Here is a 26,608-nt window from a genome sequence, read left to right as displayed (position 1 = left end):
CGGCGCGCGTCACGCGCCGGCGGCGGGGGTCAGGGCGAGGCGATGACGCGGTCGGCCAGGACGTAGACGCGCTCCGCCTGGCAGCCGAACGTCAGGGCGTACGCGCCGGACACCCCGGAGCCGCCCAGGAGGATCGGCGCCTCACCGGCGCGCAGGGCGTCCTCCAGGCGTTCGGCGGTCTCGCGGTGGCCCGGGGTCATGCAGACGGTGGTGCCGTCGGCGAAGACGTACACATCGAGGGTGCCCAGCGGCCCGGGGCGCACATCGGTCAGCGGAACACGGGCGTCCGCCAGCTCGGCGAGGCGCTCGATGGTGTTCTCGTGGTCGCCGGCGAGGGCGGCCGGGGTGAAGTCGGGGTGCGAGGGGTGGCGGCGCCGGGCGGCGGCCAGCTCCGGGGAGTCGGCGGCCTCGGCCTCGGCGGCCTCGCTCAGCGGCTCGAGGCCCACGAGGTCGGCCTGGCGGGGCAGGTAGAGGCTGCTGTGCGGGCCCTCGGGGCCCAGCTCGTCGCCGAAGCCGGGCAGACCGGCCAGGAGCGAGGGGGTGTCGAGCCCGCCGGGCTCCCGTGCCTCCTGCGCGGCCCAGAAAGCGCGTGCCTCGGCCAGCTCCCGCTCGCGCTCCTCGGCGAGCGCGTCGGCGACGGCCGCCCGTATCTCCGCGATCTCGGCCCCGGGGGCGGGCCGGGCGGCGGGCACGGTGGCGCGGGCGCGGCGGTCCGCGCCGGCGGCGGCCAGGTCGGCACGCAGCGCGGTGATCTGGCGACGCAGGCCGCGAGTGCTGTACAGCGCGGCCGCGCCGGCGGCCGTCGCCGTGGCGGCGGCCAGCAGCAGGGCAAGGGACATTGCGCTCACTGACGTACTCCCGGTTGCTATAGGTCCCCCAGATTCCTACCTCAGCTTCGCGCGCGACGCCGTGGGGCCACAGTGCAAAAGGGCATGAAGGGGACGGGACTTAGGGCCCGGACGTTGTCCCTTCAACATATCTGACCTGCGGAAACGAATCGCCCCCAGGACGTTGGTCACATCCTGGGGGCGATTCGGTCACGGTCATGTATGGACCGTCGTGCGTGCGTTTGTGACCAGCTCAGGCGCTCGGGGAGCAAGTGCTGATCAACGTGCAAGGAGGCGGAGATCAGCTCAGCCGCGCGCTTTTTTCGGTCGCGTCTTCGCTTCGCTTCCGCTGCGGGCAGGTGCCGCCCCCACGCGGCGGAGCCGCATGTCGGTTGGAGCCTCGGGCGACCCCTACCCTCCGCTCCAGCTCAGCTCAGCCGCTCGATGACCATCGCCATGCCCTGCCCGCCACCCACGCACATCGTCTCCAGGCCGAACTGCTTGTCGTGCCACTGGAGGGAGTTGATCAGGGTGCCGGTGATACGGGCGCCGGTCATGCCGAAGGGGTGGCCGACCGCGATCGCGCCGCCGTTGACGTTGACGCGGTCCAGGTCGGCGCCCAGGGCCTGGTAGGAGGGGATGACCTGGGCGGCGAACGCCTCGTTGATCTCGAGGAGGTCGATGTCGCCGATGCCCAGACCGGCGCGCCGCAGCGCCTGCTTGCTGGCCTCGACCGGGCCGAAGCCCATGATCTCGGGGGAGAGGGCGGAGACGCCGGTGGAGACGATCCGGGCGAGCGGGGTCAGGCCCAGCTCCCGCGCCTTCGTGTCGGACATGATCACCAGCGCGGCGGCGCCGTCGTTGAGCGGGCAGCAGTTGCCCGGCGTGATCAGGCCGTCGGCGCGGAAGGACGGCTTCAGGCCCTGGACGCCCTCCAGGGTCACGCCGGCGCGCGGACCGTCGTCCTTGGCCACGACCGTGCCGTCCGGCGTGGTGACCGGGGTGATCTCGCGCGCCCAGAAGCCGTTCTTGATGGCCTCCTCGGCGAGGTTCTGCGAGCGGACGCCGAACTCGTCCATCTCCTGGCGGGTGATGCCCTTCAGGCGCGCCAGGTTCTCGGCGGTCTGCCCCATCGCGATGTACGCGTCCGGGACCAGGCCGTCCTCGCGCGGGTCGTGCCACTCGTCGCTGCCGTGCTCGGCGCGGTGGGCCGTACGGGCCTCGGCCTCGGCGAAGAACGGGTTGTGGCTGCCGGGCATGCCGTCGGAGGAGCCGTTCACGGTCCGCGAGACCGTCTCGACGCCCGCCGAGATGAAGACGTCGCCCTCGCCCGCCTTGATGGCGTGCAGCGCCATCCGCGAGGTCTGCAGCGAGGAGGAGCAGTAGCGGGTGATCGTGCAGCCGGGCAGGTGGTCCATGCCCATCTGCACGGCCACGATGCGGCCCAGGTTGTGGCCCTGCTCGCCGCCGGGCAGGCCGCAGCCGAGCATCAGGTCGTCGATGTCACGCGGGTCGAGCTCGGGGACCTTGGCGAGCGCGGCGCCGATGATCGTCGCGGTCAGGTCGTCGGCCCGCATCTCCTTCAGCGAGCCCTTGAAGGCGCGACCGATGGGGGAACGGGCGGTGGAGACGATCACGGCTTCGGGCATCACGGGCTCCAGTGGGCGCGAGAAGGCGGGATTGGAGGGAAATACGGGCAGGGCCTGTTGGAAGTTACCCGCCCGTAGGGGTTCGGGTCACGGCTTGGTCACTGTGATGCGGGCCACCGCTCACATCCCCCTGCCCACCCTCGACCACAAGTGGTGGGGCGTCGCCTCCGTGTGCGTCGGCAGCCGGCGCCGCTTGCGGTGCTTGAGCAGCGCCCACCGGCCGCGGGCGCCGGTCACCTCCGTGCCGCCCTCGGCGGCGGCCTCCGCGGCCGCCCGGGCCACCGGCAGGATGCCCTCGCGGCGTGCGACGTCCGGCCGCTCCTCGTGCTCCGGCCACAGCCCCAGCGCCGCGCACAGGGTCGGCAGCACGGCCATCGCCGCCGTGGCGTACCCCTCGGCGGACGGGTGGTAGTTGTCCGGTCCGAACAGCTCGCGGGGGTTCTCGGCGAACTCCGGGCCCAGCAGGTCGCCGAGCGAGACCGTCCGGCCGCCCGCCTCGATCACCCCTATCGTCTGCGCCGCCGCCAGCTGACGGCTCAGCCGCCGCGCGATCCAGCGCAGCGGCTGGTACACCGGCTCGATCGTGCCCAGGTCGGGGCAGGTGCCCACCACCACCTCGCAGCCCGCCTCGCGCAGCCTGAGCACGGCGTCGGACAGCAGCCGCACGGAGCGGGCGGCGGGCATGCCGTGGGTGACGTCGTTGGCGCCGATCATGATCACGCACACGTCGGGGACCGGGCCGTCCTCCAGCATCAGCGTGACCTGCCGGTCCAGGTCGTGGGACTGCGCGCCCGACAGCGCCACATTGCGCAGCTGTACGGGCCGCTCGGCGACCGCCGCGAGCCCGGAGGCCAGCAGCGCCCCCGGTGTCTGCCGGGGCCGGTGCACGCCCTGCCCGGCGGCCGTGGAGTCGCCCAGCAACCCCAGCAGCAGCGGCCGGCCGCCCAGCCGGTGCACGAAGGCGGAGCCGTAGCGGCCGTCCGCGTGCGGCGGCGGTTCGTGGCCCCCGCCGACCACCCGCTTGGCCAGCCGCGCCTCGGTGAGCAGGACGCCGACCACCGTCGCGCCCAGCAGGCCGATGCCGCCCCCTCCATAGGCCGCCGCCGACGCGATCCGCCGCGCGACTCTCGCCCTCGACATGGACATGGGCCGACCTCCTCCCGCTCCGACGGTACGCACCGCTCCACCGTGCTAACAGGTTGTTGCCCCGTGTGCTCCTTCTCGCAACGCACCGCTAGTGCACTCGGCGGCGGAATAGGCTGGACGTACGGGTACGCGACGACCGCTAGTGCCCCCGACCGCGGAGATCACCGTGCAGTATCACGATTCGATGGTTGAGCTTGTTGGCAACACCCCGCTTGTGAAGCTCAACAACGTGACCGAAGGCATCCGGGCCACCGTCCTTGCCAAGGTCGAGTACTTCAACCCCGGCGGCTCGGTGAAGGACCGTATCGCCGTGCGGATGATCGAGGCCGCGGAGGAGTCCGGCGCGCTGAAGCCGGGCGGCACGATCATCGAGCCGACCTCCGGCAACACCGGTGTGGGTCTGGCGATCGTGGCCCAGCAAAAGGGCTACAAGTGCATTTTCGTGTGCCCCGACAAGGTCTCCAACGACAAGATCAATGTGCTGCGTGCCTACGGCGCCGAGGTCGTGGTCTGCCCCACGGCCGTCGACCCGGAGCACCCGGACTCGTACTACAACGTCTCGGACCGGCTCGTGCGCGAGACGCCGAACGCCTGGAAGCCCGACCAGTACAGCAACCCCAACAACCCTCTCTCGCACTACTACTCCACCGGTCCGGAGATCTGGGAGCAGACCGAGGGCAAGATCACGCACTTCGTGGCGGGCGTGGGCACCGGCGGCACCATCAGCGGCACCGGCCGCTACCTCAAGGAGGTCAGCGAGGGCCGGGTCCAGGTCGTCGGCTCCGACCCGGAGGGCTCGGTCTACAGCGGCGGCTCCGGCCGTCCGTACCTGATCGAGGGCGTCGGTGAGGACTTCTGGCCCACCGCCTACGACGGCACGGTGACCGACGAGATCATCGCGGTCTCCGACAAGGACGCCTTCCAGATGACCCGCCGCCTCGCCCGCGAGGAGGGCCTGCTCGTCGGCGGCTCCTGCGGCATGGCCGTCGTCAGCGCGCTGGAGCTCGCCAAGCGCCTCGGCCCGGACGACGTCGTCGTCGTGCTGCTGCCCGACAGCGGCCGCGGCTACCTGAGCAAGATCTTCAACGACGAGTGGATGGCGGACTACGGCTTCCTGGAGGAGCCGGGCGACGCCGCCCGCGTCGCGGACGTGCTGCGCCGCAAGGACGGCGGCATGCCCTCGCTGGTGCACATGCACCCCGAGGAGACGGTCGGCGAGGCCATCGAGGTGCTCCGCGAGTACGGCGTCTCGCAGATGCCCATCGTCAAGCCGGGCGCGGGGCACCCCGATGTGATGGCCGCCGAGGTCATCGGCTCGGTCGTGGAGCGCGAGCTGCTGGACGCGCTGTTCAACCAGCGCGCCTCGCTGTCCGACCCGCTGGAGAAGCACATGTGCGCGCCGCTGCCGCAGGTCGGCTCCGGCGAGCCGGTCGCGGACCTGATGGCCGTCCTCGGTGAGGCGGACGCGGCGATCGTGCTGGTCGAGGGCAAGCCGACCGGCGTGGTGAGCCGTCAGGACCTGCTGGCCTTCCTCGCGGAGGACGCGGGCGCCCCGCCCGCCAAGTAGGGCTGCTCGACAGGGGCGTTGGCCGCGGCCGTCGGCCGAAAGGCTGTCAGATGTGGTCAAACGCCGCTGTCAAGCGAACAGCAGGGCACACGGACGACCCGTAAAAGGTGCGTATGCGTCACGCGCTCGCAGCACGGACTTAACAACGGTCCGGCATATTGAGGGGTGTCGGCAAGGGCGGAACCGCCCGGGCCGGCGCCCCTCAGTGCGGCGGCGGGAATTTCCGGAGCGGCTCCCGGACTCCACGGCCGTCCGGACACGGGTGTACGGGCCAGGCGCCCGGACCGTGTCCCCGCGGGGGACCGCCGTCGTCCCGACTCCGGCCTCGGCCGGGGTGCGGCGGTCCCCCGCCCATCCACCCTCCCGGGCTATGCCTCGCCCCGCTCGCGGTGGGGCGGGCCCGTCGTTGCCGCCTGCGGCGGTGAGCGCCCTGCGGGCGCGTCCTCAAACGCCGGACGGGCTCGATTCGGCTGGGCTCCGCCGATGCCGGCCCGCCCGGGGGCACCTCTCAGCGGTAGCTGGGGGAGTTCGGGTTCGAGGATACCGCCGCGCAGCACCTGCTCACATGATCCGCGGGCACGGCCTAGTGTCCTGAGTCGGAGATTCGTCGGCAGTAGGCGGCGACTTTGTCGAGGATCTCGTCGGCGGTCTTCGTCCAGACGAACGGCCTGGGATGGTCGTTCCAGTCGACGAGCCAGGCCCGGATGTCGCGTTCGAGGGCCTGGACGGAGCGGTGGACGCCACGGCGGAGTTTCTTCGTGGTGAGTTCAGCGAACCACCGCTCGACCAGGTTCAGCCACGAGGACCCGGTCGGGGTGAAATGCAGGTGGAAGCGCGGATGCGCCAGCAGCCACTTCTTGACCGCCGGGACCTTGTGAGTGACGTAGTTGTCCAGGATCAGGTGGACCTCGAGGCCGGCTGGAACCTCCTTCTCGAGCTTGGCCAGGAATTTCTTGAACTCCACCGCGCGGTGACGGCGGTGGAGCGAGCCGATGACCTTTCCCGTCGCGGTGTCCAGGGCCGCGAAGAGAGTCGTGGTGCCTGCGCGGACGTAGTCGTGACTGCGGCGTTCGGGCACCCCGGGCATCATCGGCAGGACCGGCTGGGACCTGTCCAGGGCCTGGATCTGGGATTTCTCGTCGACACACAGCACCAGGGCTCGCTCCGGCGGGTCGAGATACAGTCCGACCACGTCACGAACCTTGTCGATGAACAGCGGGTCCTTCGACAGCTTGAACGTCTCGGCCCGATGCGGCTGGAGAGCGAACGCACGCCAGATCCGTGAGATCGCCGACTGCGACATCCCCGTGGCCGCGGCCATCGAACGGGTCGACCAGTGGGTCGCGTCCTTCGGTGTCTCCTCCAGCGTCTTGACGATGACACGTTCCACGTCAGCGTCGGTGATCTTCCGCGGGACACCCGGCCGGGGCTCGTCACACAGGCCGTCCAGCCGGCGTTCGAGAAACCGCCGCCGCCAGGCACGAACGGTGTCCGTGGTGATGCCCAGCCGCCGTGCGACTTCAGCAATCGCATGACCGTCCGCGCTCTCCAGGACGATCCGCGATCGCAACGCCAACGACTGGGCACTCGAACGACGACGCACCCACGACTGCAACATCGACCGCTCGGCATCGGACAGCACCACCGGCGGGATCTTCGGTCCAGGACGACTCACACCAGACCAACGACGAATCTCCGACTGCGGGCCGTCGTTGCCGCCTTCGGCGGCGAGCGCCCTGCGGGCACGTCCTCAAGCGCCGGACGGGCTGGTATGGGCTGGGCTCAGCAACCAGCCCGTCCGGCGTTTGAGGACACCGCCGCGCAGCGGTGGTGCGCCCCCATGATCCGCCGGACAGGCCCTAGGCGTCGTCCCGCTCGCGGTGGCGCGGCCAGGGGAAGACCCCCGCCGCGTTCAGGGCGTTGACGCCGACGATGCCCGCCCAGGTCACCAGCAGGCCGGGCAGGTGCGCGTTGACCACGCCGATGGCGGACAGCGGGATCGCCAGCACCAGGGAGATCGCCGCGAAGCCGAAGCGCTCCCCGAAGTTGCCCGGACCGGTGTCGGCCGGCCGGGGGCGGGCGCCCCGGGCCACCGACATCTGCTGCTCGGCGAGATGGCGCCGCACCTGGCGGTCGATCGTGCCGTCGATCTTCTGGTCGATCTTCCGGTCGACGTTCGCCAGGAAGGAGTCGACGAGCTCGGCCTCGTACTCCGGGCCCAGCTCCTTGCGGGTCTCCAGCGTCGCGGCGAGTTCTTTTTTCAGCTCAGGGTCGTGGGCCGTCATACGGTCGACGATACGGTCGCAACCGGGCCCCGTCCCTGGGGCCAGCACCCGTATCCGCAGTGGGGGCAGTCCCCGGACCGCCGGCGAGCCCCCGTGGAAGGAGCAGTCCGTGCCTGGACCGACCGAACCCCTGCTGTCGTCCCTCGCCGCCGGAGCGGCCGGCGGCGCCGACCGGCCCGACGCCCTCACCGTCGCCGGCCGGTCCTGCTCGCGGGAGGAACTGCTGGGCGCGGCGGGCGCGGTGGCGCACCGGATCGCGGGCGCGCCGTCCGTGGCCGTGCACGCGGAGGCGACGCTGGAGACGGTCGTGGCCGTCGTGGGCGCGCTGCTGGCCGGGGTGCCCGTGGTGCCGCTGCCGCCGGACTCCGGGCCCGCCGAACGCGAGCACATCCTGCGCGACTCCGGCGCCGCGCTGGTGCTGGGCGCGGGCGGGGACCTCGCGGTCGACCCGCGGGAGCGGGCCGACTGGTCGGGCGCCGAGGCGGACCCCGGCAGCACCGCGCTGATCCTCTACACCTCCGGCACCACCGGGGCGCCCAAGGGTGCGCTGATCCCGCGCGGGGCCGTCGCGGCCGGCCTGGACGGGCTCGCGCGCGCCTGGCAGTGGACGGCCGAGGACACGCTCGTGCACGGCCTGCCGCTCTTCCACGTGCACGGCCTCGTGCTGGGCGTGCTGGGTGCGCTGCGGACCGGGTGCCGCCTGGTGCACACGGGCCGGCCGACCCCGGAGGCGTACGCGGCCGCCGGGGGCACCCTCTACTTCGGGGTGCCGACCGTGTGGTCGCGCGTGGTCCGCACCCCCGACGCCGCCCGGGAGCTGGGCAAGGCCCGGCTGCTGGTCTCGGGCAGCGCGGCGCTGCCCGCGCCCGTCTTCCGTGACCTGGAGGAGCTCACCGGGCAGCGGCCCGTGGAGCGCTACGGCATGACCGAGACGCTGATCACCCTCTCCACCCGCGCCGACGGCGAGCGCCGGCCCGGCTCGGTGGGTCTGCCGCTGCCGGGGATACGCACCCGGCTGGCGGCGACCGAGGGCGGCATCGGCGAGCTGGAGGTGTCCGGGCCGACGCTGTTCGCCGGGTACCTCGGCCGCCCGGAGGCCACGGCGGGCGCGTACACGGCCGACGGCTGGTTCCGTACGGGCGACATCGCCACGGTCGAACCGGACGGCATGCACCGGATCGTGGGCCGGGCCTCCACCGACCTCATCAAGTCCGGCGGTTACCGCGTGGGCGCGGGCGAGGTGGAGAACGCGCTGCTGGACCACCCGGCGGTGCGCGAGGCCGCCGTCGTGGGGGTGCCGCACGACGACCTCGGGCAGGAGATCGTCGCCTACGTGGTGGCCGACGGGGTCACCGAGCGGGCGCTGATCGACTTCGTGGCCGGGCACCTGTCCGGGCACAAGCGGCCGCGTCGGGTCCGCTTCCTGGAGTCGCTGCCGCGCAACGCCATGGGCAAGCCGCAGAAGAAGCTCCTGCCGCCGCTCTAGCCCCCGCCGCCCGCGTCGGCGAGTGGGGCACGCCCCGACCCTGCATAATTCCATGCAGGGTCGGGGGCTGCTGAATGACCGGACCGAACGCGACGAGACCGTGGAGGGCCGATGAGTGACAACGGAGGCGAGCCGGAAGCCACCGCGCGCCTGCAAAAGCTCTTCGAAGGGCACCGGCTGACACCCACCCAGCGCCGGATCGCCCACTGCGTGGTCCGGCGCGCCGCCGACGCGCCGTTCCTCTCCAGCGTCGAGCTCGCCGAGCTCGCCGGCGTCAGCCAACCGTCCGTGACCCGCTTCGCGGTCGCCCTCGGCTTCGACGGCTACCCCGCGCTGCGCCGGCACCTGCGCGACGTCGTCCCCGCCGGCGCGGGGCCCGGCGAGGACTCGTACAACGAATACCAGCAGGCGGTCCACGCCGAGATCGACAACCTCCGCCACCTGGCCTCCCTGCTCGCCGACCCCGAGCCCGTCAGCCGCGCCGGGCGGCTGCTCGCGGCGTCCCGGCCGCTGCCCGTGCTCGGCCTGCGCGCCGCGACCGCCCAAGCGGCAGGCTTCACCTACTTCGCGCGCAAGGTCCACCCCGATGTGCGGCTCCTGGACGAGGGCGGCACGCTGCTCGCCGACCGCGTCGACGCGGCCGTCCGGGCCGGGGCGAGCGCGCTGCTGTGCTTCGCGCTGCCCCGCCACCCGCGCGAGGTGGTCGAGGCGCTGGAGTACGCGCGGGGCGAGGGCCTGACCGTCGTCACCGTCGCCGACTCCACGTTCGCGCCCGTCGCCCGCCACAGCGACCTCCTGCTGCCCGCCGCCGTCGGCACGGGCCTCGCCTTCGACACGGCGTGCGCGCCGATGCTGCTGGGGCGGGTGCTGCTGGAGGCCATGTGCGACGCGCTGCCCGACGCCCAGGCGCGGCTGGAGGAGTTCGACGCGAAGGCGGCGGCGCGGGGGCTGTTCGTGGAGTGAGGCGCCGCGTCTACCGCGCGTGGCGCATCTCCGGGAAGCGGGGTGACGGGCCGTCCAGGAGGTGGTCGTCGCGGCCCTTGAGGAAGCGGTCGAAGAACGACACCACGTACGCGCGCGTGGCCGCCACCGCCCGCTCCGGGCGCACGGTCCCGATGTCCTGGCGGAGGCCCTCCTCCGTCAGCGCGCCCCGCCGGACGAGCGGGGGCAGCAGGGAGGGGGCGTCGGTGTACGAACCGTGGGCGCCGCCCACCATGGTCAGCTCCGCCAGCGGGCCGCGCGCGTGCTGCCGGAAGGACGTCCAGGACGCGGTGTTGTCGCCCGCCCCGGGGCCGTCGGAGCCCAGGAGCAGGAACGGCCGGTCCACACCCTCGCGCGCGACCGTGCTCAGCTTGCTGCCGTCGGCGTCGGGCAGGGGGAAGTCCATCTGGCCGTCCATGTTGACGCCCGCCCTGATGCGGCGGTCGTCGTGCATGGTCTGGGCCGCCGTGAACCCGCCCGCGGACTGCCCGGCCATGCCCACCCGCCGCAGGTCCATGGCGGCCCCCAGACCGCGCGGCAGGCCCTTCCGCCACGTCGTGTCGCCCAGGGTGTCGAGCACGAACCGGGTGTCGGCCACCCGGGCCCGCATGGACCTGCGCAGCGCGGCGTCCACCTCGGCCACGGGCGCGCCGGCGAGCGAGGGCAGCACCGACTCCTTCAGGCGCCCGCCCGGCAGGAGCACCTCGGAGGAGTCGTGGGTGTGGTCGACGGTGACGACCACATAGCCGCGTGAGGCCAGCTCCTCCACCAGGCCGGTGTTCCAGGTGCGCGGGTCGCCCAGCCCCGCGGAGTACAGCACGACCGGCAGCGCGTGGCCGCCGCGCGCCACGGGGGCGTCCACGCGTGCGTGCGTACGCGTGGACGCCCAGTCGGCGGCGTCCGGGCGGACGCCGTAGTTGAAGCTGCCCGCGCCGTGAGCGGAACCGAAATGGGCGGCTGAGAGGCCGTCCATGTGCGGGGCGGTATCGCCTCCGCTTCCGCGGTCCGCCGGATAGAACAGGCTGACCATCACCTCGCGGTCGCCTTCTTCTGGCTTCCACGGATCCGGGTGGCCGGTGTGCACCAGGTGCCGGGTCGTCGTGCCGACCGCGTACGGGCCGGTGGGCGCCGGCAGCGCCGCGGTGGGCGCCGGCGCCCCGTTGGGTGCCGTGGCCGCCTCCGCCCCTCGCGCCTCCGCTCTGGGCGCCGCCATGCCCACCAGAGCCGTCACGGCCAGCACCCCCGCCGCCACCGCCGCCCGTCGCCGCAGTCCCCGCTCGTACGCCGCCATCGACTCGCTCCTCCCGATCGGCTGTGGGCCGACTGTAGGGAAGGGGCGGGCACGTACGCGTCATACGGCGGAGCCAATGCGCGGGTGCTACCGGGGTATGACACACGCGCCCCTCGCTTCTCAGCCAGTCCTCAGAAACGTTGGCTAGCCTGCCGCGCGGATCCCCGGTTCCGGTTGGGCCGGAGGCAGGACTGGGCAGATTCCGCTGGAGAGCGGCGTGCCGGTGACGCGAAGAAGGAGGAGCGACGTGGGGCGCGGGTCGTATGCGCTGGCGCGGGTGGCGGTGGTCGTCAGAGCGCCGGCCGGCTGGTTGTGGTGGCCGGGACTGCTGGCCGCGGGCGCGGGAGTGCTGGTGCCGGGGCTCACCGGCCGGAGGATCGGGGTGCTCGCCGGGGCGGCGCTGTTCCTGATCGTGGCGGGCGCGGTCTTCATGGCGCGGCGCCGGAGGTACGAGGAGCTGGCGCGCGGCGCCTCCCGGGCGGGCCGGACCGTCTTCCTCCAGGACCGCGCCGTCGCCCTGCGCAACTGGCGGCGGGCCCGCCGCTGGTGGCTGCTGGCCGCCTTCCTCGCGGCCGTGGGCTCCTCCTTCGCCGTACCGGCGGCCGCCGGACTGGCGATGGCCGGGGCGGGCGTCGGCCTGTGGGCGAAGGCCCTGTGGCTGGGCGGCCTGGAGCGGCGGAGCGAATCCCTGCTGTGGGTACGGACCGAATCGGCGCGGCGCAGCCCCGCCGCCAAGGACGTGCGGGGCTATCAGACCACCGGGCTCGCCGCCGGTGACGCCGTGCCGGGTGGCGCGAAGCGCAGGCGCGGCCGGGCCGCGGCCGGCGGGGCGGTCAGCGCAGCGCGCTGAGGTCCGCCGCGTGCGGGCCGCCACCGGACTCCTCGACGAGCTCGCCGAGGGACTGCGGATGGCGTACGGGCGCGAAGCGGGTGCGGCCCTCCGGCGTGAGCGTCTGTCCTTCTGCGGACGCGTAGCCGTAAACCCCTGGGCGGGGCAGAGAGTTGTACGCGAAGTGGTTCGAGAAGTAGTACGCGCCGGTGTCCAGCAGCGCCACGTGGTCGCCGGGCTCCAGCGGCGGCAGCGGCCTGCCCACGGCGACCAGGTCGCCCGCGAAGCAGCACGGCCCCGCGATGTCCTGCGGCACCGGGTCGCCGGCCGGCTTCGGCCGCCCCTCCGCGTCGAAGGCCAGCACCCGCAGCGGCCATGACCGCGGCGCGAACACGGTGCGCGTCGCGACCTGGGCGCCCGCGTGCGTCACGGCGATCCGCCGCCCGCCCGCCGACTTGGTGTACTCCACGCGGGCCAGGACCGTGCCGCTCTTGGCCAGCAGCGACCGGCCGAACTCGGTGACCAGCCCATAGCGCCCGTCGAACAGCCCGGGGACGGTGCCGGCCAGCAGCCGCGCGTAGTCCCGGTAGGTGGGCGTGACCTCGTCGGAGGCGAAGTTGACGGGCAGTCCGCCGCCGATGTCCAGGGTCCGCACCTGCTGCCGGCCCACGGTCCGGTTGACCTCCTCGGCCAGCTCGTACGTGGCCCGCACGCCCTCCGCCATCAGCTCCAGGGGGCAGCCCTGCGAACCCACGTGCGCGTGCATCCGCGTCAGCCACGGCCGCTCCACATAGGCGCGTACGACCCACTCGCGCGCCCCTTCGTCGCCCAGTGCCACCCCGAACTTGGACGTCTCCGTGGCCGTGCTCATCGCGGCGATGCTGCCGGCGCCGATCTGCGGGTTCACGCGGATGCCCAGCACGGAGTCGGTCGGCGCCGACCGTACGAGCGGGTCCAGGCGGGCCAGCTCCTCGCGGTTGTCGGCGTTGACCGCGATGCCCAGCGCGAGGGCCTCGCGCAGCTCGGCGGGCGTCTTCGCGGGGGAGTCCAGGACCGTGCGCCCCGGCGCGACACCGGCCGCGCGCGCCAGCGCGAGTTCGCCGGCGCTGGCGACCTCGCAGCCGAGCCCTTCGTGGGCGAGGAGGCGGAGGACGGGGACGAGGGGGGTGGCCTTCACGGCGAAGGCGTGCAGGACGGGGGCGCCGGTGTTGTGGAAGGCGGCGCGCAGTTCCGCCGCGGCGTTGCGGATGCCGTGGACGTCGAGGAGCCCGACGACGGGGCGCTCCGCGGTGATGATCCCGTCCTGGACGGCGGCGCGGATGGCTTTTTGGCGCCGGGTGGGTGCGTCGTCCTGTGGACTCATGCCCTGTGGGCTCATACGTCCACTCCACCATGGTTCGGCGCGGGCCGAGCGGCTTTGGGCGATCGCCGTCGCGGGGGCGGCGCCGGGCCCCTGCCCCTGCGGGCCCGTCACCTCGCGTGGTCCGCCCACTCCGGCCCATCGGCGTTCCGATCGCGAACCAGCCCGTCCGGCGATTGAGGACGGAGCGGGGCACGGTTCCGGCAACCGTGTCGCTCCAGCTGTTGACTGGCGCTATTCACTGCCACAAGATGTGAAGTGTTCTATTCAGCGGTGCTCCTCGGGGCGCCAGGTCAGAGCACCAGGTCAGAACGCCAGGGAGGCAGGGCCCCATGTCAGGACCGCGACCCGTCCGAGCAGCGCGAGGCACAACGCTGAGCACCCAGGGATGGCAGCAGGAAGCCGCCCTGCGCATGCTCCAGAACAACCTCGACCCCGAGGTCGCCGAGCACCCGGACAAGCTCGTCGTCTACGGCGGCACCGGCAAGGCCGCCCGCGACTGGCGCTCCTTCGACGCCATGGTCCGCACCCTGGAGACGCTCAAGCGGGACGAGACCATGCTCGTCCAGTCCGGCCGCCCGGTCGGCGTGATGCAGACCCACGAGTGGGCGCCGCGCGTCCTGCTCGCCAACTCCAACCTCGTCGGCGACTGGGCCAACTGGGAGGAGTTCCGCCGCCTGGAGCACCTCGGCCTCACCATGTACGGCCAGATGACCGCCGGTTCGTGGATCTACATCGGCACGCAGGGCATCCTGCAGGGCACGTACGAGACCTTCGCCGCCGTCGCCGCCAAGAAGTTCGGCGGCACGCTGGCTGGCACGATCACGCTGACGGCCGGGCTCGGCGGCATGGGTGGCGCCCAGCCGCTCGCCGTCACCATGAACGACGGCGTCGCCATCTGTATCGACTGCGACCCGCGCGCCATCGAGCGCCGCATCGAACACCGCTACCTCGACGTCAAGGCCGACTCCCTCGACCACGCCCTCCAGCTGGCCACGGAGGCCCGTGACGCCCGGCGTCCGCTGTCCATCGGCGTCCTGGGCAACGCCGCCGAGCTCGTACCGCAGCTCCTGGCGATGAACGCGCCCATCGACATCGTCACCGACCAGACGAGCGCCCACGACCCGCTGGCGTATCTGCCGCTGGGCGTCGACTTCGACGAGATGGCCTCCTACGCGGCCGAGAAGCCCGCCGACTTCACCCAGCGGGCCCGCGAGTCGATGGCGCGCCACGTGGAGGCCATGGTCGGCTTCATGGACGCCGGTGCCGAGGTCTTCGACTACGGCAACTCCATCCGCGGCGAGGCCCAGCTCGCGGGTTACGACCGCGCCTTCGCGTTCCCCGGCTTCGTCCCCGCCTACATCCGGCCCCTCTTCTGCGAGGGCAAGGGCCCCTTCCGCTGGGCGGCGCTCTCCGGCGACCCGGCCGACATCCACCGCACCGACAAGGCGATCCTCGACCTCTTCCCGGAGAACGAGTCCCTCGCCCGCTGGATCAAGATGGCCGGCGAGCGCGTCCACTTCCAGGGCCTGCCGGCCCGCATCTGCTGGCTCGGCTACGGCGAGCGCGACAAGGCGGGCGAGCGCTTCAACGACATGGTGGCCTCCGGCGAACTCTCCGCCCCCGTCGTCATCGGCCGCGACCACCTCGACTGCGGCTCCGTCGCCTCCCCGTACCGCGAGACGGAGGCCATGCTCGACGGCTCCGACGCGATCGCCGACTGGCCGCTCCTCAACGCCATGGTCAACGTGGCCTCGGGCGCCTCCTGGGTCTCCCTCCACCACGGCGGCGGCGTCGGCATGGGCCGCTCCATCCACGCCGGCCAGGTGACGGTCGCCGACGGCACCCCGCTCGCCGGCGAGAAGATCCGCCGCGTCCTGACGAACGACCCCGGCATGGGCGTCATCCGCCACGTCGACGCGGGCTACGACATCGCGGAGTCGGTCGCGGAGGACAAGGGCGTCCGCATCCCGATGCGGGAGGGCGGGTCGGCGTGACGGACGAGCCCAGCCACTCAGCCCGTCCGGGCAACCATTCAGCCCGTCCGGCGTTTGAGGACCGGGGGCCGGGGCGGAGCCCCGCCGCGGGCGCGTCCTTCCACGAGATGTGGTCCGACCTACGGCCCATCGGCCGCAACGCGGCCACCCGCGGATACCGCCGCTACGCCTGGACCGAAGCCGACACCGACTGCCGGGCGTGGTTCCGCGCCCAGGCGGAGTCCCGCGGCCTCACCTACGAGCTCGACCGCAACGGCAACCAATGGGCCTGGCTCGGCGACCCCGAAGCCGGTGACGCCGTCGTCACCGGCTCGCACCTGGACTCCGTCCCGGACGGCGGCGCGTACGACGGCCCGCTCGGCGTCGTGTCCTCCTTCGCCGCCCTGGACGAACTCCGCTCCCGCGGGGCGCACCCCAGCCGACCACTGGCCGTCGTCAACTTCGGCGACGAGGAAGGAGCCCGCTTCGGCCTCGCCTGCGTGGGCTCCCGCCTGGCCGCCGGGCAGCTGACCGTCGAGGCGGCCCACAAGCTCCGCGACGGCGACGGGGTGTCCCTGCCACAGGCCATGGAGCGCGCCGGATACGACCCGGAGGCCATCGGCGCCGACCCCGAGCGGCTCGCCCGCATCGGCGCCTTCGTCGAGCTGCACGTCGAACAGGGCCGTGCCCTGGACCTGAGCGGCGACCCCGTCGGCATCGCCTCCGCCATCTGGCCGCACGGCCGCTGGCGGTTCGACTTCCACGGCGAGGCCAACCACGCCGGCACCACCCGCATCGAGGACCGGCGCGACCCGATGCTCACCTACGCCAACACCGTCCTCGCCGCCCGCAAGAAGGCCCGCCTCGCCGGCGCCCTGGCCACCTTCGGGAAGGTGAGCGTCGAGCCGAACGGCGTCAACGCCATCCCCTCCCTCGTGCGCGGCTGGCTGGACTCCCGCGCCGCCGACCAGGACACCCTCGACCTCGTGATCGCCGAGATCGAGAAGGCGGCCGTCGAGCGCGGCGAGCGCGACGGCGTCGACGTCCGCATCACCCGCGAGTCCTTCACCCCCGTCGTCGAATTCGAACACGCCCTGCGTGACGAGCTCGGCCGGATCCTGGGCGGATCCCTCCCCGTCCTCGGTACGGGCGCGGGACACGACGCCGGAATCCTCTCCGGGACCGTCCCGACCGCCATGCTGTTCGTACGCAACCCCACAGGCGTCTCCCACTCACCCGCCGAGACGGCGACCGAGGACGACTGCCTGGCCGGGGTGACCGCACTCGCCGATGTACTGGAGGGCCTGGCGTGTCGCTGACGGCACAGACTTACTGGGCGGAGCACGCCTGGCTCGACACGGGCGTCGAGCCGGGAGTGGTCATCAAGACGGGCACGAACGGCCGGATCAAGACCGTGCGCAAGGGCGTCGAGGCACCGCCGACGGGATCGGTGACCCTCCGGGGCCTCACGGTCCCGGGCCTGGCCAACGCCCACTCGCACTGCTTCCACCGGGCCCTGCGCGGCGTCGTGCAGGCGCCACCCGGCTCCCTGCCGGGCGCCGAGGCGGAGGCGGACCGGCAGCACACCCACGCGCCGGACTCCTTCTGGGCCTGGCGCGAGGTGATGTACGGCGTCGCCGACCGGCTCACCCCGGACACGTATTTCGCGCTCGCCAGGGCGACGTACGCCGAGATGGCCCTCGCGGGCATCACCGCCGTGGGGGAGTTCCACTACCTCCACCACGCGCCCGGCGGAGCCGGCTACGCCGACCCCAACGCCATGGGCGAGGCCCTGATCGCGGCCGCGTCCGAGGCCGGCATCCGCATCACCCTCCTCGACACCTGCTATCTCTCCGCCGGTTTCGGCGCCGAGCCCAACCCGCACCAGCTCCGTTTCAGCGACGGCACCGCCGAGGCATGGGCGGAGCGCGCCGCCGGTCTCAAGGCCGACGACAACACCCGGATCGGCGCGGCCATCCACTCCGTGCGGGCCGTGCCCGTCGACCAGCTGGCCACCGTCGCCGACTGGGCCCGGGAGCGCGAGGCGCCCCTGCACGTCCACCTCTCCGAGCAGACCGCCGAGAACGACGCCTGCGTCGAGGCCCATGGCTTCACCCCCACCACCCTGCTGTCGGACCACGGCGTGCTCGGCCCGCGCACCACGGCCGTCCACGCCACCCACCTCACGCCCGGCGACATCCGCCTCCTCGGTCACTCGGCCACCGGCGTGTGCATGTGCCCCACCACGGAGCGCGACCTGGCCGACGGCATCGGCCCGGCCCTGAAGCTCCAGCTCTCGGGCTCGCCGCTGTCCCTCGGCAGCGACAGCCACGCCGTCATCGACATCCTCGAAGAGGCGCGCGCCATGGAGCTGGACGAACGGCTGCACACCCGCGCCCGCGGCCACTGGACCGCGGATCAGCTGCTGCGCGCCGCCACCACCGACGGGCACGCCGCGCTCGGCTGGGACGACGCGGGACGCATCGAGGCGGGCGCGCTCGCCGACTTCACCACGATCGCCCTGGACTCCGTACGCACCGCGGGCCCGCCGCCGGAACTCGCCGTCGAGACGGCCGTATTCGCGGCGAGCAACGCGGATGTCCGGGACACGGTCGTCGGCGGCCGCCACATCGTGCGCGAGGGAGCCCACCAGCTCGTACCGGACGTGCCGGCGGCGCTGGCCGAGTCCATCGCGGCGCTGCGCGCCTGAGACCCAGGCAGACCCCGAGAAACCCGAAGGAGTGCCGCCCACCCATGGCGACCACGGTCATCACCAACATCAGCAGTCTCGTCACCAACGACCCCTTCCTCGGTGAAGGCCCCCTCGGTCTGATCCAGGACGCGGCGGTCGTCCTCGACGGTGACCGCGTCGCCTGGGTCGGTAGGTCGAGCAAAGCACCCGCCACTGACAATCGAGTCGACGCCGAGGGCCGCTCCGCGCTCCCCGGCTTCGTCGACTCCCACTCCCACCTGGTCTTCGCGGGCGACCGCACGGCCGAGTTCAACGCCCGGATGTCCGGGCAGAGCTACAGCGCCGGCGGCATCCGCACCACGGTCGCCGCGACCCGCGCCGCGAGCGACGAGACGCTGGAGGACAACCTCCGGCGGTACGTACGCGAGGCGCTGCGCCAGGGCACCACGACCCTGGAGACCAAGTCCGGCTACGGCCTGACGGTCGAGGACGAGGCCCGTGCCCTGCGCATCGCCGCCGCCCACACGGACGAGGTCACCTACCTCGGCGCCCACATCGTCCCGCCCGACTACGCCGACGACCCGGCCGCCTACGTCGACCTCGTCACCGGCCCGATGCTCGACGCGTGCGCCCCGCACGCCCGCTGGATCGACGTCTTCTGCGAGCGGGGCGCCTTCGACGGCGACCAGGCCCGTACGATCCTCACCGCCGGCGCCGCCCGGGGCCTGACTCCCCGCGTCCACGCCAACCAGCTCACCCACGGCCCCGGCGTCCAGCTCGCCGTGGAGCTCGGCGCCGCCTCCGCCGACCACTGCACGCACCTGACCGACGCGGACGTCGACGCCCTCGCGAGCGGCGACACGGTGGCGACGCTCCTGCCCGGCGCGGAGTTCTCCACCCGCGCACAGTGGCCGGACGCCCGCCGCCTCCTGGACGCGGGCGCCACCGTCGCCCTCTCCACGGACTGCAACCCCGGCTCGTCCTTCACCAGCTCGGTGCCGTTCTGCGTGGCACTGGCCGTACGCGACATGGGGATGACGCCCGACGAGGCGATCTGGTCGGCGACGGCGGGCGGCGCGAAGGCCCTGCGCCGCACCGACATCGGCCGGATCTCCCCCGGCACCCGAGCCGACCTCACCCTCCTCGACGCCCCCTCCCACGTGCACCTCGCCTACCGCCCGGGCGTCCCCCTGGTCTCGGCGGTCTGGCAACGCGGCGAGCGGGTGGTGTGAGGGCGCGGCTCCCTCCGGACCCGCCCGCCGGCGCCGTTCAGGAGCACCCCGAGGAGATCTCCCGGAAGTTGTTGTAGTGGTCGTCCGTGTACCAGACGGTGTGGGAGCCGCTGTCGCGCACGAGGCGTTCCGCGTCGCGGTGCTGGCCGGGGCGGCGCGGGTTGACGTCGTATTCGCGGTAGCGGCTGGAGGGCGGGAGGTCGCCGCTGCGGTTGCCGTAGGTGTTGCTGCCGCGGATGACGAAGGTGGTGTCCGGCACCCGGTAGTCCTGGGCGCGGTTGGCGGTCGGCCAGTTCAGCTCCCGCCAGATGCCGCACGCCACCTTGACCTGGCCGGGGAACTGCTCGACGGGCAGGGGCGGATCGGCGACATCGGCCGGCCGGACCGCCTGGTGCGCCCGGGAGCCCCGCGGCGCCACCGCGGTGGCCGACGGCATGGCCGGAACGGTCGGGACGGCGACGGCGGTCAGGAACAGCACAGCGGCAGCCGTACGGCGCACACCGCGGAATGTGGTCATGCCGACTCAACGGTGATCGAAAGCCGCGAGACACGCCGAATCACCCCCAGGGGTGCGCTCCCCGGCGGGGCGGCCCGGCGGGTTCGCCTGTCGTAGGTCAACGGGCGGGCGCGCAGCGGTCCTTCAGGTGGGCGAGCAGCACCTCGGCGCACGCCTGCGCGCTCAGGACGTCGGGGTGGAGTACGGCGTTGTGGCCGAGCCCGTCCAGCAGTGCGGTCAGGTGCTCGGTCTCGATGTCGATGTCGAGGCCGGGGCGCAGGGTGCCGTTGTCGTCGAGCCGGGTGAGGACGCGGCGCACCAGTCTCCGCGTGCCGGCGGCGGTCTCCCGCGCGAGGCCCCGGAAGGCGGGGTTGGTGCGGGCGGCCGCGTTGAAGTCGACGAAGACCGTGACCTCCGCGCGGCGCCGCTCGTCGAGCGGCAACAGCTCGGCCAGGAGGTCCGCGGCGAGCCGGACGCGTTCGGAGTGGTCGTCGCGGTTCAGGTCTCCGATGCGCTCGGCGTGGCGGAGCAGCCGGCTGCTGACGCGGTCGAGCATCGACTGCATCGCGAAGTCCATCAGTTCCTGCTGGCCGGCGAAGTAATGGCGCAGCGACCCGATATTGAGCCCCGCCTCGTCGGCGACGGCCCGTAGCGAGGCGCGCTGCAAGCCGTCCCGCACGGCGACGCGGAACAGGGCGTCGACGACGTCGCGGCGGCGGGCGTCCGGGTCCACGAGCTTCGGCATGGCTTCTTTCTATCACGCCTGTGATAAATTGTTTGGTATCACAGTCGTGATAAAAAGCCGGGAGAACCCATGGAAACGTTCCTCGACCTGATGCTCATCCGGTTCGGCCTCATCGCGGGCGGCCTCGTGGTGCTGGCCCTGGCGGCCTTCGCCGTCGCCCTGACCCTCAAGCGCAGGGGCCGGCTCGACCAGGCCCGCCGGTACGCCGACCCCGCCGTACGCGCCGCGCTGCGCGCCGCCACCCGGCGCCTGGAGGACGGCCCCGCCCGGTCGCGACACCGGGACGGCCGGCGATGATCGCCCTCGCGGTGGAGACGGCGGAGTCGTCCGACCTGGTCCACCACCTGCTGATGGACTACGCGATCAAGGGCGCCATCGTGGTCGTGGCCCTGATCGCCCTGACCGTGGGCATGACGGTGATCTGGCGCACAGCGGGCCACGCGAAGCACCGATCCGGCGGGGCGGACGACTGACGCGGCGTCCCGCCCGCCGTACACCCCGGGCCGTCCCCGGCCGCTGACGCCCGCTGGAAACGCCGCGCGCCGCACCGGACGGGGTCCGGGCGGCGCGCGGCGTGAGGAGGGCGGAGGTCCCTCCTTGAGGATCACTCGTCGAGGGTCAGCCCCCGGCGCAACCGCACCAGCGTGCGGGAGAGCAGCCTGGAGACGTGCATCTGGGAGATGCCCAGTTCCTCGCCGATCTCCGACTGGGTCATGTTCGCGACGAAGCGCAGCGACAGGATCTTCCGGTCGCGCGGCGCCAGTTCGGCGATCATGGGCTTGAGGGACTCGACGTACTCGATGCCTTCGAGGCCGTGGTCCTCATAGCCGATGCGGGCGGTGAGCGAGCCTTCCGAGTCGTCCTCGTCGGGCTGGGCGTCCAGCGAGCTCGCGGTGTACGCGTTGCTCGCGGCCATGCCCTCGACGACCTCGTCCTCGGAGAGGCCGAGGCGCTCGGCCAGTTCGGCGACGGTGGGGGAGCGGTCCAGCTGCTGGGCCAGTTCGTCGCGGGCCTTGGCCAGGTCGATGCGGAGTTCCTGGAGGCGTCGGGGGACGCGGACCGACCAGCTGGTGTCGCGGAAGAAGCGCTTGATCTCGCCGATGATCGTCGGCATCGCGAAGGTGGGGAACTCGACGCCCCGGCTGAGCTCGAAGCGGTCGATGGCCTTGATCAGGCCGATCGTGCCCACCTGGACGATGTCCTCCATCGGCTCGCTGCGGGAGCGGAACCGGGAGGCGGCGAACTTCACGAGCGCCAGGTTCAGTTCGACCAGGGTGTTGCGTACGTAGGAGTATTCGTGGGTGCCCTCTTCGAGCTCCACGAGCCGTGCGAAGAGTGTCTTGGACAGAGCCCGTGCGTCGAGCGGCCCCACCTCGTCGTACGGCGGGATCACGGGGAGTCCGGAATTCTCGGGCTCCAACTGCTCGGGCGGGGTTGTCGACGAGGCGGTCTCCCGAGAGTATTCGGTGCGCGGTTCGTCGAGCCGGGGTGACATGGTCTCCTCCATCATTCTCGGCATATGGCCGCCGATGCCTTACTTCTTGCTGCGGTTTGCGGCGCCTCCAAAGCCGTCCGTGGTGGATGTCCTCTACTAGCCCTACCTGCCTTGACCTCCCCATGGCAAGTGCGTCATGTCCGCTTATGTACGTAAATGACGGATCTTCGGCTACCGGTCGTCGTATCAAAGGCGTAGTGTTCTGGCAGGCCAGGCAGGATCACCGGGAAGGGATGCGCATGGACCGCGAAATGGTCGGCAGTGCGAGCAGGGGCCGGCTGCATGTAGAGGTCCGGCGCCACGGCGTGAGCGCGATCGTGACGCCGGAGGGTGAGCTCGATCACCACACGGCCGAACTGCTGCGCGAGCCCCTCGACGCCTGCGTGGAGCAGGGGCTCACCCGCGTGGTGGTCGACTGCTCGAAGCTGGAGTTCTGTGACTCCACCGGGCTGAACGTGCTGCTCGGCGCCCGGCTCACCGCCGAGGCCGCCGGAGGCGCCGTCCACCTGGCGGCGATGCGGCCCGTTGTCGCCAGGGTCTTCGAGATCACCGGCGCCGAAGCCGTCTTCACCGTGCACGACACGCTCGAAGCGGCCATCGCCGAATGACTCCGGCGGCTCCTGCCGCCACCTGTGTATTTCTCACGCGTTACCCGCGTCACAGGACCCGTACCGAAGAAGTGGGTGTTCCCCTCGAACGGTCGGGCAGGAGTCTGCTGAATCTGTTCCATGTGCCAGGCGACCAGGTGACCAGGTGACCATCATTTCTCAATCGGTGAATCGGTGAGGTGAAGCGCTGATGAGCACCACCCGGCCGTACCCGCCGCCGGGCGAGCCCGGTCCGGAGGCGGACGGCGCCGCGTCGGCCCTCACCCCGCCGCATCCACCGGGCGCCGGGCAGGTCCGCAGGCTCCGCCTCGTCGGGGTCAGCGGCGCCGTGCCGCGGTCTCGCGACTTCACCCGCCAGGCGCTGACGGACTGGGGCTGGCTGCCCGCGGCCGGCGCCGACCGGCGGGCCGCCGCCGAGGATGTCCTGCTGGTCGTCTCCGAGCTGGTCACCAACGCCTGCCTGCACGCCGACGGCCCCGAGGAGCTGCGCGTGAGCTTCGCGGGCAAGGTGCTGCGCCTGGAGGTCGTCGACCTCGGCGCCGGTACGCCGGCGCCCCGCACTCCGCACCGCGCGGGCCGCCCCGGCGGCCACGGCATGTTCATCGTGCAGCGGCTCTGCCTCGACTGGGGCGTCGTGCGCGACGAGGAGAGCGAAGGCAAGACGGTCTGGGCCGAGCTGGCCGCGCCCGCGTAGACGGTACGGATGCGGGGGCCGCGTCGGCCGGTCCGGATCCGGGGGGCACGCCCGCACGCTCCGGATCCGATCAGGTGCGGACCGGTCCCACTCGTGCGGGCCGGATCGGACCCCCTCCCTCCGCCCGACCCGCCCCCCGCGTGGGCCGTACCGCCCCACCGCTTCGTATACGCCGCCGGATCCCCACGGCGGCGTGTTCCGTGTCTTCCCTCCGCAAGGTCCCCGGCGTACTGTCGGCGCCCGATCTGATGTGTCGTCAGTAATTTCCGGCGACGGCACCGGACGAGAGGGGAACCCGAGGTGTCCCACATCCCACGCCGCCCCGCGCGCCGGTCGAGCGCGCTCGCGGTCGCCGCGGCACTGGCCGGCGGGACGATCCTGCTGCTCGCCCCGGCCGCGCACGCCGTCACGGTCGAGGTCAACTACCAGTGCAAGACCCCGATCGGGGACCGCAGCGCCGTCTCACCGATCGACATCAAGGGAGTGGCGAGCGGCAGTTCGTACAAACTCACCATGTCCTTCGAAAAGGGCGTCTCCTCCAGTCCGATACCGCTCGGCAAGGGCGCGATGAAGCCAAGCGCGCTGATCAAGCTCGGCGGCGCGGAGAGCGGCACGGTGGCGGTCTCGGGCCCCGCCAACGACCAGGAGATACCCGCCAACACCCCGATCAAGATCAGTGATTTGTCGGGTACCTACACGCCCAAGAAGACCGGCTCGGTCACCTTCACGGCGTCCACCCTCACCATCAGCGCGCTGGGCACGACGACCACCTGCACGCCCTCCAACAACCCCAAGCCGTCCCTGACCCTCGACGTCAAGGGCCCCGGAGGGTCGTCCTCCGGCGGCACCGGCAGTACGGGCGGCTCGGGCGGGTCCACGGGCGGTACGGGTTCCACCGGCGGCACCGGCTCGACCGGCGGCTCCACGGGCGGCACAGGCTCCACGGGCGGTACGGGTTCCACCGGCGGCTCCGGATCCACCACCGGAGGTTCCGCTTCCACCGGGGGCTCCGGTTCCACCGGCGGTGGCCAGCTCCCCCAGACCGGCCCCGTCGACTCCGCCGTCGCCCTCGGTACCCTCGGCGGCACCGTCCTCCTCGCCGGCGTCGCCGGCACCCTCTGGCTCACCCGCAGGAACCGCGCCGCGGGCTAGACCGCCGTACGCGTACGCACAGGGAGCCGCCGATGACGTCCCGTACCCCCCGCGCGGTACTCGCCCGCGCGGCCGCCCTGGCCGCCGCCGTGGCCCTCCTCGCCGCCGCCCCCGCCGCCGGGGCGGACGACAGGCCCTGGACGGCGGCGCCCGCGCCCCCGGGCAGGGCCGCGCCCGGCGCGGAGGACCGGTCGGCGTTCTACCTGGAGGGCGGCCCGGGCACGGTCTTCGAGGACAGGCTGTCGGTCGTCAACCCGGCCGGCCGGGCGCTCTCCCTCGACATAGGGGCCACCGGGCCGTGGATCACCCTGGCCGCACGGCGGGTGAGGGTCCCGCCGCGCACCCGCGCGGACATCCCCCTCACCGTGACCGTCCCCGGCGGCGCCCGGGCGGGCGACCACCCCGCCGCGGTCGTCGTCAGCGGGGACGGCCGCCACGCGCGCGTACCGCTCGCCGTCCGCGTCACCGGCGGCCCCGCGCTGCCCGCGCTCGCGGTCGAGAACGTCCGGGTCGAGCGCGCGGGCAGGGGCGCCGTCATCCGCTACGCCCTGGTCAACCGCGGCAACACCGCGCTCGCCCCGCACCTGACGATCCGCGCCGACGGCGTCCTCGGCACGTCCCTGCGCCGCACTGTGAGCGGCGTGCCCGCCGAGCTGCCGCCCGGCCGGAGCCTGCGGCTGAGCGAGCCGTGGCCGGACGCCCCGCGCCTGGACCGGGTCGACGTCGAGGTCACAGCGAGCGCCCCCGGCGCCGCCCGCGCCTCCGCTTCCGGTTCGTATACGCCGCTGCCCTGGGTGCTGCCCGCTCTCGGTGGGCTCGGCATGGCCCTCGCCACCGCCGCCGGGCTGCTCGTACGCCGTCACGGCCGCCCCGACCGCCACAGAGTCCCCGACGAGGCCACGGGGGCCGCCAGTGAGGCCCCGGCGTGAGAGGCACCGGGAAAAGCGTCGCGAAAGCCCTCCGGAGCATCCCCCGGGCGCTGATACGCCCACTGCTCGCGCTGCTCCTCCTCGCCCCGGCTCTCGCCCCGGCCCTCGTCCTGCTGCCCGCCGCCCCGGCCGAGGCCGCCGCCGCGCCCACCGTGACCCTGAGCCGTCAAGAGGCCGGCAAGGGCGGCAGCGTCACGGTGAGCGGCACCGGATGGCGGCCCCGGACCCTGCTCACCCTGCTGATCTGCGGCCAGAACATGATCGGCGGCACCAACGCCTGCGCCAACGCGGACGGCCGGACCGTCACCACCGACGCCCAGGGGGCCTTCCGCCGCGAGCTCCCGGTCGCCGAGCCGCCCAAGCCCTGCCCGTGCGTGGTGCACGTGGCGACGGTGACCGAGGGGACGGCGGCGGCCGCGGACGCCGCGTTCACCGTGGCCGGGCACCCCGTCGCACCGCTGCCGCAGCAGAGCGGCGGCGAGCGGCTGGGCGTCCTGGGGGCGCGGCTGACGGGGTCGAGCGGGGTGCTGACGTGGTTCGGGGCGCCGCCGAAGCGCCGGCTCGTGGTCACCGTCGGCAATCTCGGCTCGACCCCGGCGAAGGACCCGGTCTTCCGGCTCGGCACCGCGCACGGGGTGCTGGCCCCGTCCTGGGAGGAGCGGCGCTGGCGGGGCACGATCGCCGCCGGGCAGCGCGCCGCGGTCGCCCTGGACGTGGAGCTGTCGGCGGGCGCGTACGGCGACTACACCGTGTCACTGAAGTACGGGGACACGGTGCTGGTGAGGGAGCCCTGGGACGTGGGCCGACCGTGGGGCGTGACGCTCTTCTGGATCCTGCTGTGCGTGGTGGTGCCCGTGGGGGTGTTCCGCGTCGGGATGGCGGTGGTGGACCGGCTCCGGCCGCGTGCGGGCTCCACGGAGCGTGCGGGCTCCACGGAGCCGGCACGCGGGCCGCTCGTACGCCGCTCCCGCCACGCGATTCGCAAGGACACCAAAAACCCCAAGAGCACCGACAGCCCCCCGCCCCACGCCCCGGACGGCGGCCTGCCCTGGTTCACGCCGGACGTCTCGCCGGCCGCCCGGCGGAAGGACCCCGACCCCCCGGCCGCGGAGCAGACATGAAAAAGGCCCCCGGCGCCATCGCGCCGGGGGCCTTTCCCACTGCTCAG

Annotated in this window: 25 protein-coding genes; 15 read left to right on the top strand and 10 right to left on the bottom strand. The window is 73.0% G+C overall.

Annotation, left to right across the window (positions count from 1 at the left end; all coding sequences use genetic code 11):
• Positions 1 to 29: 29 nt before the first annotated feature.
• The 3 genes from ACZ303_RS07275 to ACZ303_RS07265 all read right to left on the bottom strand — a co-directional run bounded on the left by ACZ303_RS07275 (position 30) and on the right by ACZ303_RS07265 (position 3,622).
• A complete protein-coding gene (locus ACZ303_RS07275) occupies positions 30 to 848 on the bottom strand; it encodes a hypothetical protein (protein ID WP_467335983.1) in 819 nt (272 codons plus the stop codon).
• A 407-nt stretch (positions 849 to 1,255) separates the two neighbouring features.
• Positions 1,256 to 2,476 carry an acetyl-CoA C-acetyltransferase gene (locus tag ACZ303_RS07270; RefSeq protein WP_467335981.1) on the bottom strand — a complete coding sequence of 407 codons (1,221 nt, stop codon included), beginning with the start codon at positions 2,474 to 2,476 and terminating at the stop codon, positions 1,256 to 1,258.
• A 120-nt stretch (positions 2,477 to 2,596) separates the two neighbouring features.
• Positions 2,597 to 3,622: an SGNH/GDSL hydrolase family protein gene (locus ACZ303_RS07265; RefSeq protein WP_467335979.1), complete on the bottom strand. Its 1,026-nt coding sequence runs from the start codon at positions 3,620 to 3,622 to the stop codon at positions 2,597 to 2,599.
• Between the two features lie 166 nt (positions 3,623 to 3,788).
• Here ACZ303_RS07265 and ACZ303_RS07260 point away from each other — a divergent pair, with 166 nt between their 5' ends.
• Positions 3,789 to 5,189 carry a cystathionine beta-synthase gene (locus ACZ303_RS07260; RefSeq protein ID WP_467335977.1) on the top strand — a complete coding sequence of 467 codons (1,401 nt, stop codon included), beginning with the start codon at positions 3,789 to 3,791 and terminating at the stop codon, positions 5,187 to 5,189.
• 583 nt (positions 5,190 to 5,772) lie between these two features.
• Here ACZ303_RS07260 and ACZ303_RS07255 read toward each other — a convergent pair.
• Both ACZ303_RS07255 and ACZ303_RS07250 read right to left on the bottom strand, forming a co-directional pair.
• Complete coding sequence (locus ACZ303_RS07255) at positions 5,773 to 6,807, bottom strand: IS630 family transposase (RefSeq protein WP_467336677.1); 1,035 nt, start codon at positions 6,805 to 6,807, stop codon at positions 5,773 to 5,775.
• A 241-nt stretch (positions 6,808 to 7,048) separates the two neighbouring features.
• The gene (locus ACZ303_RS07250; protein ID WP_467335975.1) at positions 7,049 to 7,474 is read right to left on the bottom strand and encodes a hypothetical protein; all 426 of its coding nucleotides are present in this window, start codon (positions 7,472 to 7,474) and stop codon (positions 7,049 to 7,051) included.
• Positions 7,475 to 7,583: 109 nt separating this feature from the next.
• Between ACZ303_RS07250 and ACZ303_RS07245 the strand changes: the two genes are divergently transcribed.
• On the top strand, positions 7,584 to 8,960 hold the full coding sequence (locus ACZ303_RS07245; protein ID WP_467335973.1) for an acyl-CoA synthetase: 1,377 nt from the start codon (positions 7,584 to 7,586) through the stop codon (positions 8,958 to 8,960).
• Between the two features lie 111 nt (positions 8,961 to 9,071).
• Complete coding sequence (locus ACZ303_RS07240; protein ID WP_467335971.1) at positions 9,072 to 9,923, top strand: MurR/RpiR family transcriptional regulator; 852 nt, start codon at positions 9,072 to 9,074, stop codon at positions 9,921 to 9,923.
• 10 nt (positions 9,924 to 9,933) lie between these two features.
• Here ACZ303_RS07240 and ACZ303_RS07235 read toward each other — a convergent pair whose 3' ends face one another.
• Positions 9,934 to 11,232, bottom strand: a complete 1,299-nt coding sequence (locus ACZ303_RS07235) for an alpha/beta hydrolase family protein (protein ID WP_467335969.1) — start codon at positions 11,230 to 11,232, stop codon at positions 9,934 to 9,936.
• A gap of 247 nt (positions 11,233 to 11,479) precedes the next feature.
• Between ACZ303_RS07235 and ACZ303_RS07230 the strand changes: the two genes are divergently transcribed.
• A complete protein-coding gene (locus ACZ303_RS07230) occupies positions 11,480 to 12,082 on the top strand; it encodes a hypothetical protein (protein WP_467335967.1) in 603 nt (200 codons plus the stop codon).
• Here ACZ303_RS07230 and ACZ303_RS07225 read toward each other — a convergent pair.
• Positions 12,066 to 13,424: a type III PLP-dependent enzyme domain-containing protein gene (locus ACZ303_RS07225; RefSeq protein WP_467335966.1), complete on the bottom strand. Its 1,359-nt coding sequence runs from the start codon at positions 13,422 to 13,424 to the stop codon at positions 12,066 to 12,068. The genes ACZ303_RS07230 and ACZ303_RS07225 overlap by 17 nt on opposite strands.
• Before the next feature lie 329 nt (positions 13,425 to 13,753).
• Here ACZ303_RS07225 and hutU point away from each other — a divergent pair, with 329 nt between their 5' ends.
• From hutU to hutI, 4 genes are all read left to right on the top strand, one after another.
• Positions 13,754 to 15,418, top strand: a complete 1,665-nt coding sequence (gene hutU / locus ACZ303_RS07220; RefSeq protein WP_467335964.1) for a urocanate hydratase — start codon at positions 13,754 to 13,756, stop codon at positions 15,416 to 15,418.
• A 107-nt stretch (positions 15,419 to 15,525) separates the two neighbouring features.
• Entirely contained in the window at positions 15,526 to 16,716 is a 1,191-nt protein-coding gene (locus ACZ303_RS07215) for an allantoate amidohydrolase (RefSeq protein ID WP_467335962.1), read from the top strand.
• Complete coding sequence (locus ACZ303_RS07210; protein WP_467336675.1) at positions 16,713 to 18,107, top strand: formimidoylglutamate deiminase; 1,395 nt, start codon at positions 16,713 to 16,715, stop codon at positions 18,105 to 18,107. The genes ACZ303_RS07215 and ACZ303_RS07210 overlap by 4 nt, the downstream gene beginning before the upstream one ends.
• Positions 18,108 to 18,151: 44 nt before the next feature.
• The gene (gene hutI, locus ACZ303_RS07205; protein ID WP_467335960.1) at positions 18,152 to 19,321 is read left to right on the top strand and encodes an imidazolonepropionase; all 1,170 of its coding nucleotides are present in this window, start codon (positions 18,152 to 18,154) and stop codon (positions 19,319 to 19,321) included.
• A 37-nt stretch (positions 19,322 to 19,358) separates the two neighbouring features.
• On the opposite strand, the gene ACZ303_RS07200 is transcribed toward hutI, so the two are convergent.
• Both ACZ303_RS07200 and ACZ303_RS07195 read right to left on the bottom strand, forming a co-directional pair.
• On the bottom strand, positions 19,359 to 19,838 hold the full coding sequence (locus tag ACZ303_RS07200) for a ribonuclease domain-containing protein (protein ID WP_467335958.1): 480 nt from the start codon (positions 19,836 to 19,838) through the stop codon (positions 19,359 to 19,361).
• 97 nt (positions 19,839 to 19,935) lie between these two features.
• On the bottom strand, positions 19,936 to 20,562 hold the full coding sequence (locus ACZ303_RS07195) for a TetR/AcrR family transcriptional regulator (protein ID WP_467335956.1): 627 nt from the start codon (positions 20,560 to 20,562) through the stop codon (positions 19,936 to 19,938).
• A gap of 69 nt (positions 20,563 to 20,631) precedes the next feature.
• On the opposite strand from ACZ303_RS07195, the gene ACZ303_RS07190 reads away from it, so the two are divergent.
• Together ACZ303_RS07190 and ACZ303_RS07185 are read left to right on the top strand one after the other, a co-directional pair.
• Positions 20,632 to 20,859 carry a hypothetical protein gene (locus ACZ303_RS07190; RefSeq protein WP_467335954.1) on the top strand — a complete coding sequence of 76 codons (228 nt, stop codon included), beginning with the start codon at positions 20,632 to 20,634 and terminating at the stop codon, positions 20,857 to 20,859.
• The gene (locus tag ACZ303_RS07185) at positions 20,856 to 21,035 is read left to right on the top strand and encodes a hypothetical protein (protein WP_467335952.1); all 180 of its coding nucleotides are present in this window, start codon (positions 20,856 to 20,858) and stop codon (positions 21,033 to 21,035) included. Before ACZ303_RS07190 ends, ACZ303_RS07185 begins: the two co-directional genes overlap by 4 nt.
• 131 nt (positions 21,036 to 21,166) lie before the next feature.
• Here ACZ303_RS07185 and ACZ303_RS07180 read toward each other — a convergent pair whose 3' ends face one another.
• Positions 21,167 to 22,057 (bottom strand): RNA polymerase sigma factor SigF, encoded by an 891-nt coding sequence (locus ACZ303_RS07180; RefSeq protein WP_467335950.1) that lies wholly within the window; start codon positions 22,055 to 22,057, stop codon positions 21,167 to 21,169.
• Positions 22,058 to 22,296: 239 nt separating this feature from the next.
• Between ACZ303_RS07180 and ACZ303_RS07175 the strand changes: the two genes are divergently transcribed.
• The 5 genes from ACZ303_RS07175 (at position 22,297) to ACZ303_RS07155 (ending at position 26,561) form a co-directional block, all read left to right on the top strand.
• Positions 22,297 to 22,665: an STAS domain-containing protein gene (locus ACZ303_RS07175; protein ID WP_467335948.1), complete on the top strand. Its 369-nt coding sequence runs from the start codon at positions 22,297 to 22,299 to the stop codon at positions 22,663 to 22,665.
• Between the two features lie 190 nt (positions 22,666 to 22,855).
• On the top strand, positions 22,856 to 23,359 hold the full coding sequence (locus ACZ303_RS07170; RefSeq protein ID WP_467335946.1) for an ATP-binding protein: 504 nt from the start codon (positions 22,856 to 22,858) through the stop codon (positions 23,357 to 23,359).
• A 300-nt stretch (positions 23,360 to 23,659) separates the two neighbouring features.
• Positions 23,660 to 24,511, top strand: coding sequence for a peptidase (locus ACZ303_RS07165; protein WP_467335944.1), 852 nt, complete (start codon positions 23,660 to 23,662; stop codon positions 24,509 to 24,511).
• A 32-nt stretch (positions 24,512 to 24,543) separates the two neighbouring features.
• Positions 24,544 to 25,440: a COG1470 family protein gene (locus ACZ303_RS07160; protein WP_467335943.1), complete on the top strand. Its 897-nt coding sequence runs from the start codon at positions 24,544 to 24,546 to the stop codon at positions 25,438 to 25,440.
• Positions 25,437 to 26,561, top strand: a complete 1,125-nt coding sequence (locus ACZ303_RS07155; protein ID WP_467335941.1) for a neocarzinostatin apoprotein domain-containing protein — start codon at positions 25,437 to 25,439, stop codon at positions 26,559 to 26,561. The genes ACZ303_RS07160 and ACZ303_RS07155 overlap by 4 nt, the downstream gene beginning before the upstream one ends.
• Positions 26,562 to 26,608: the final 47 nt, after the last annotated feature.

Source organism: Streptomyces sp. NPDC023527 (genome assembly GCF_055560115.1).
This window is presented reverse-complemented; position numbering and strand designations above follow the sequence as displayed.

What these genes read in the sequence shown, in the direction of transcription:
- ACZ303_RS07270 (WP_467335981.1), bottom strand. Translation starts at nt 2,476, where the DNA reads ATGCCCGAAGCCGTGATCGTCTCCACCGCCCGTTCCCCCATCGGTCGC.
- ACZ303_RS07265 (WP_467335979.1), bottom strand. Translation starts at nt 3,622, where the DNA reads ATGTCCATGTCGAGGGCGAGAGTCGCGCGGCGGATCGCGTCGGCGGCG.
- ACZ303_RS07255 (WP_467336677.1), bottom strand. Translation starts at nt 6,807, where the DNA reads ATGTTGCAGTCGTGGGTGCGTCGTCGTTCGAGTGCCCAGTCGTTGGCG.
- ACZ303_RS07250 (WP_467335975.1), bottom strand. Translation starts at nt 7,474, where the DNA reads ATGACGGCCCACGACCCTGAGCTGAAAAAAGAACTCGCCGCGACGCTG.
- ACZ303_RS07240 (WP_467335971.1), top strand. Translation starts at nt 9,072, where the DNA reads ATGAGTGACAACGGAGGCGAGCCGGAAGCCACCGCGCGCCTGCAAAAG.
- ACZ303_RS07235 (WP_467335969.1), bottom strand. Translation starts at nt 11,232, where the DNA reads ATGGCGGCGTACGAGCGGGGACTGCGGCGACGGGCGGCGGTGGCGGCG.
- ACZ303_RS07225 (WP_467335966.1), bottom strand. Translation starts at nt 13,424, where the DNA reads ATGAGTCCACAGGACGACGCACCCACCCGGCGCCAAAAAGCCATCCGC.
- hutU (WP_467335964.1), top strand. Translation starts at nt 13,754, where the DNA reads ATGTCAGGACCGCGACCCGTCCGAGCAGCGCGAGGCACAACGCTGAGC.
- ACZ303_RS07215 (WP_467335962.1), top strand. Translation starts at nt 15,526, where the DNA reads ATGTGGTCCGACCTACGGCCCATCGGCCGCAACGCGGCCACCCGCGGA.
- hutI (WP_467335960.1), top strand. Translation starts at nt 18,152, where the DNA reads ATGGCGACCACGGTCATCACCAACATCAGCAGTCTCGTCACCAACGAC.
- ACZ303_RS07200 (WP_467335958.1), bottom strand. Translation starts at nt 19,838, where the DNA reads ATGACCACATTCCGCGGTGTGCGCCGTACGGCTGCCGCTGTGCTGTTC.
- ACZ303_RS07195 (WP_467335956.1), bottom strand. Translation starts at nt 20,562, where the DNA reads ATGCCGAAGCTCGTGGACCCGGACGCCCGCCGCCGCGACGTCGTCGAC.
- ACZ303_RS07190 (WP_467335954.1), top strand. Translation starts at nt 20,632, where the DNA reads ATGGAAACGTTCCTCGACCTGATGCTCATCCGGTTCGGCCTCATCGCG.
- ACZ303_RS07185 (WP_467335952.1), top strand. Translation starts at nt 20,856, where the DNA reads ATGATCGCCCTCGCGGTGGAGACGGCGGAGTCGTCCGACCTGGTCCAC.
- ACZ303_RS07180 (WP_467335950.1), bottom strand. Translation starts at nt 22,057, where the DNA reads ATGTCACCCCGGCTCGACGAACCGCGCACCGAATACTCTCGGGAGACC.
- ACZ303_RS07175 (WP_467335948.1), top strand. Translation starts at nt 22,297, where the DNA reads ATGGACCGCGAAATGGTCGGCAGTGCGAGCAGGGGCCGGCTGCATGTA.
- ACZ303_RS07170 (WP_467335946.1), top strand. Translation starts at nt 22,856, where the DNA reads ATGAGCACCACCCGGCCGTACCCGCCGCCGGGCGAGCCCGGTCCGGAG.
- ACZ303_RS07160 (WP_467335943.1), top strand. Translation starts at nt 24,544, where the DNA reads ATGACGTCCCGTACCCCCCGCGCGGTACTCGCCCGCGCGGCCGCCCTG.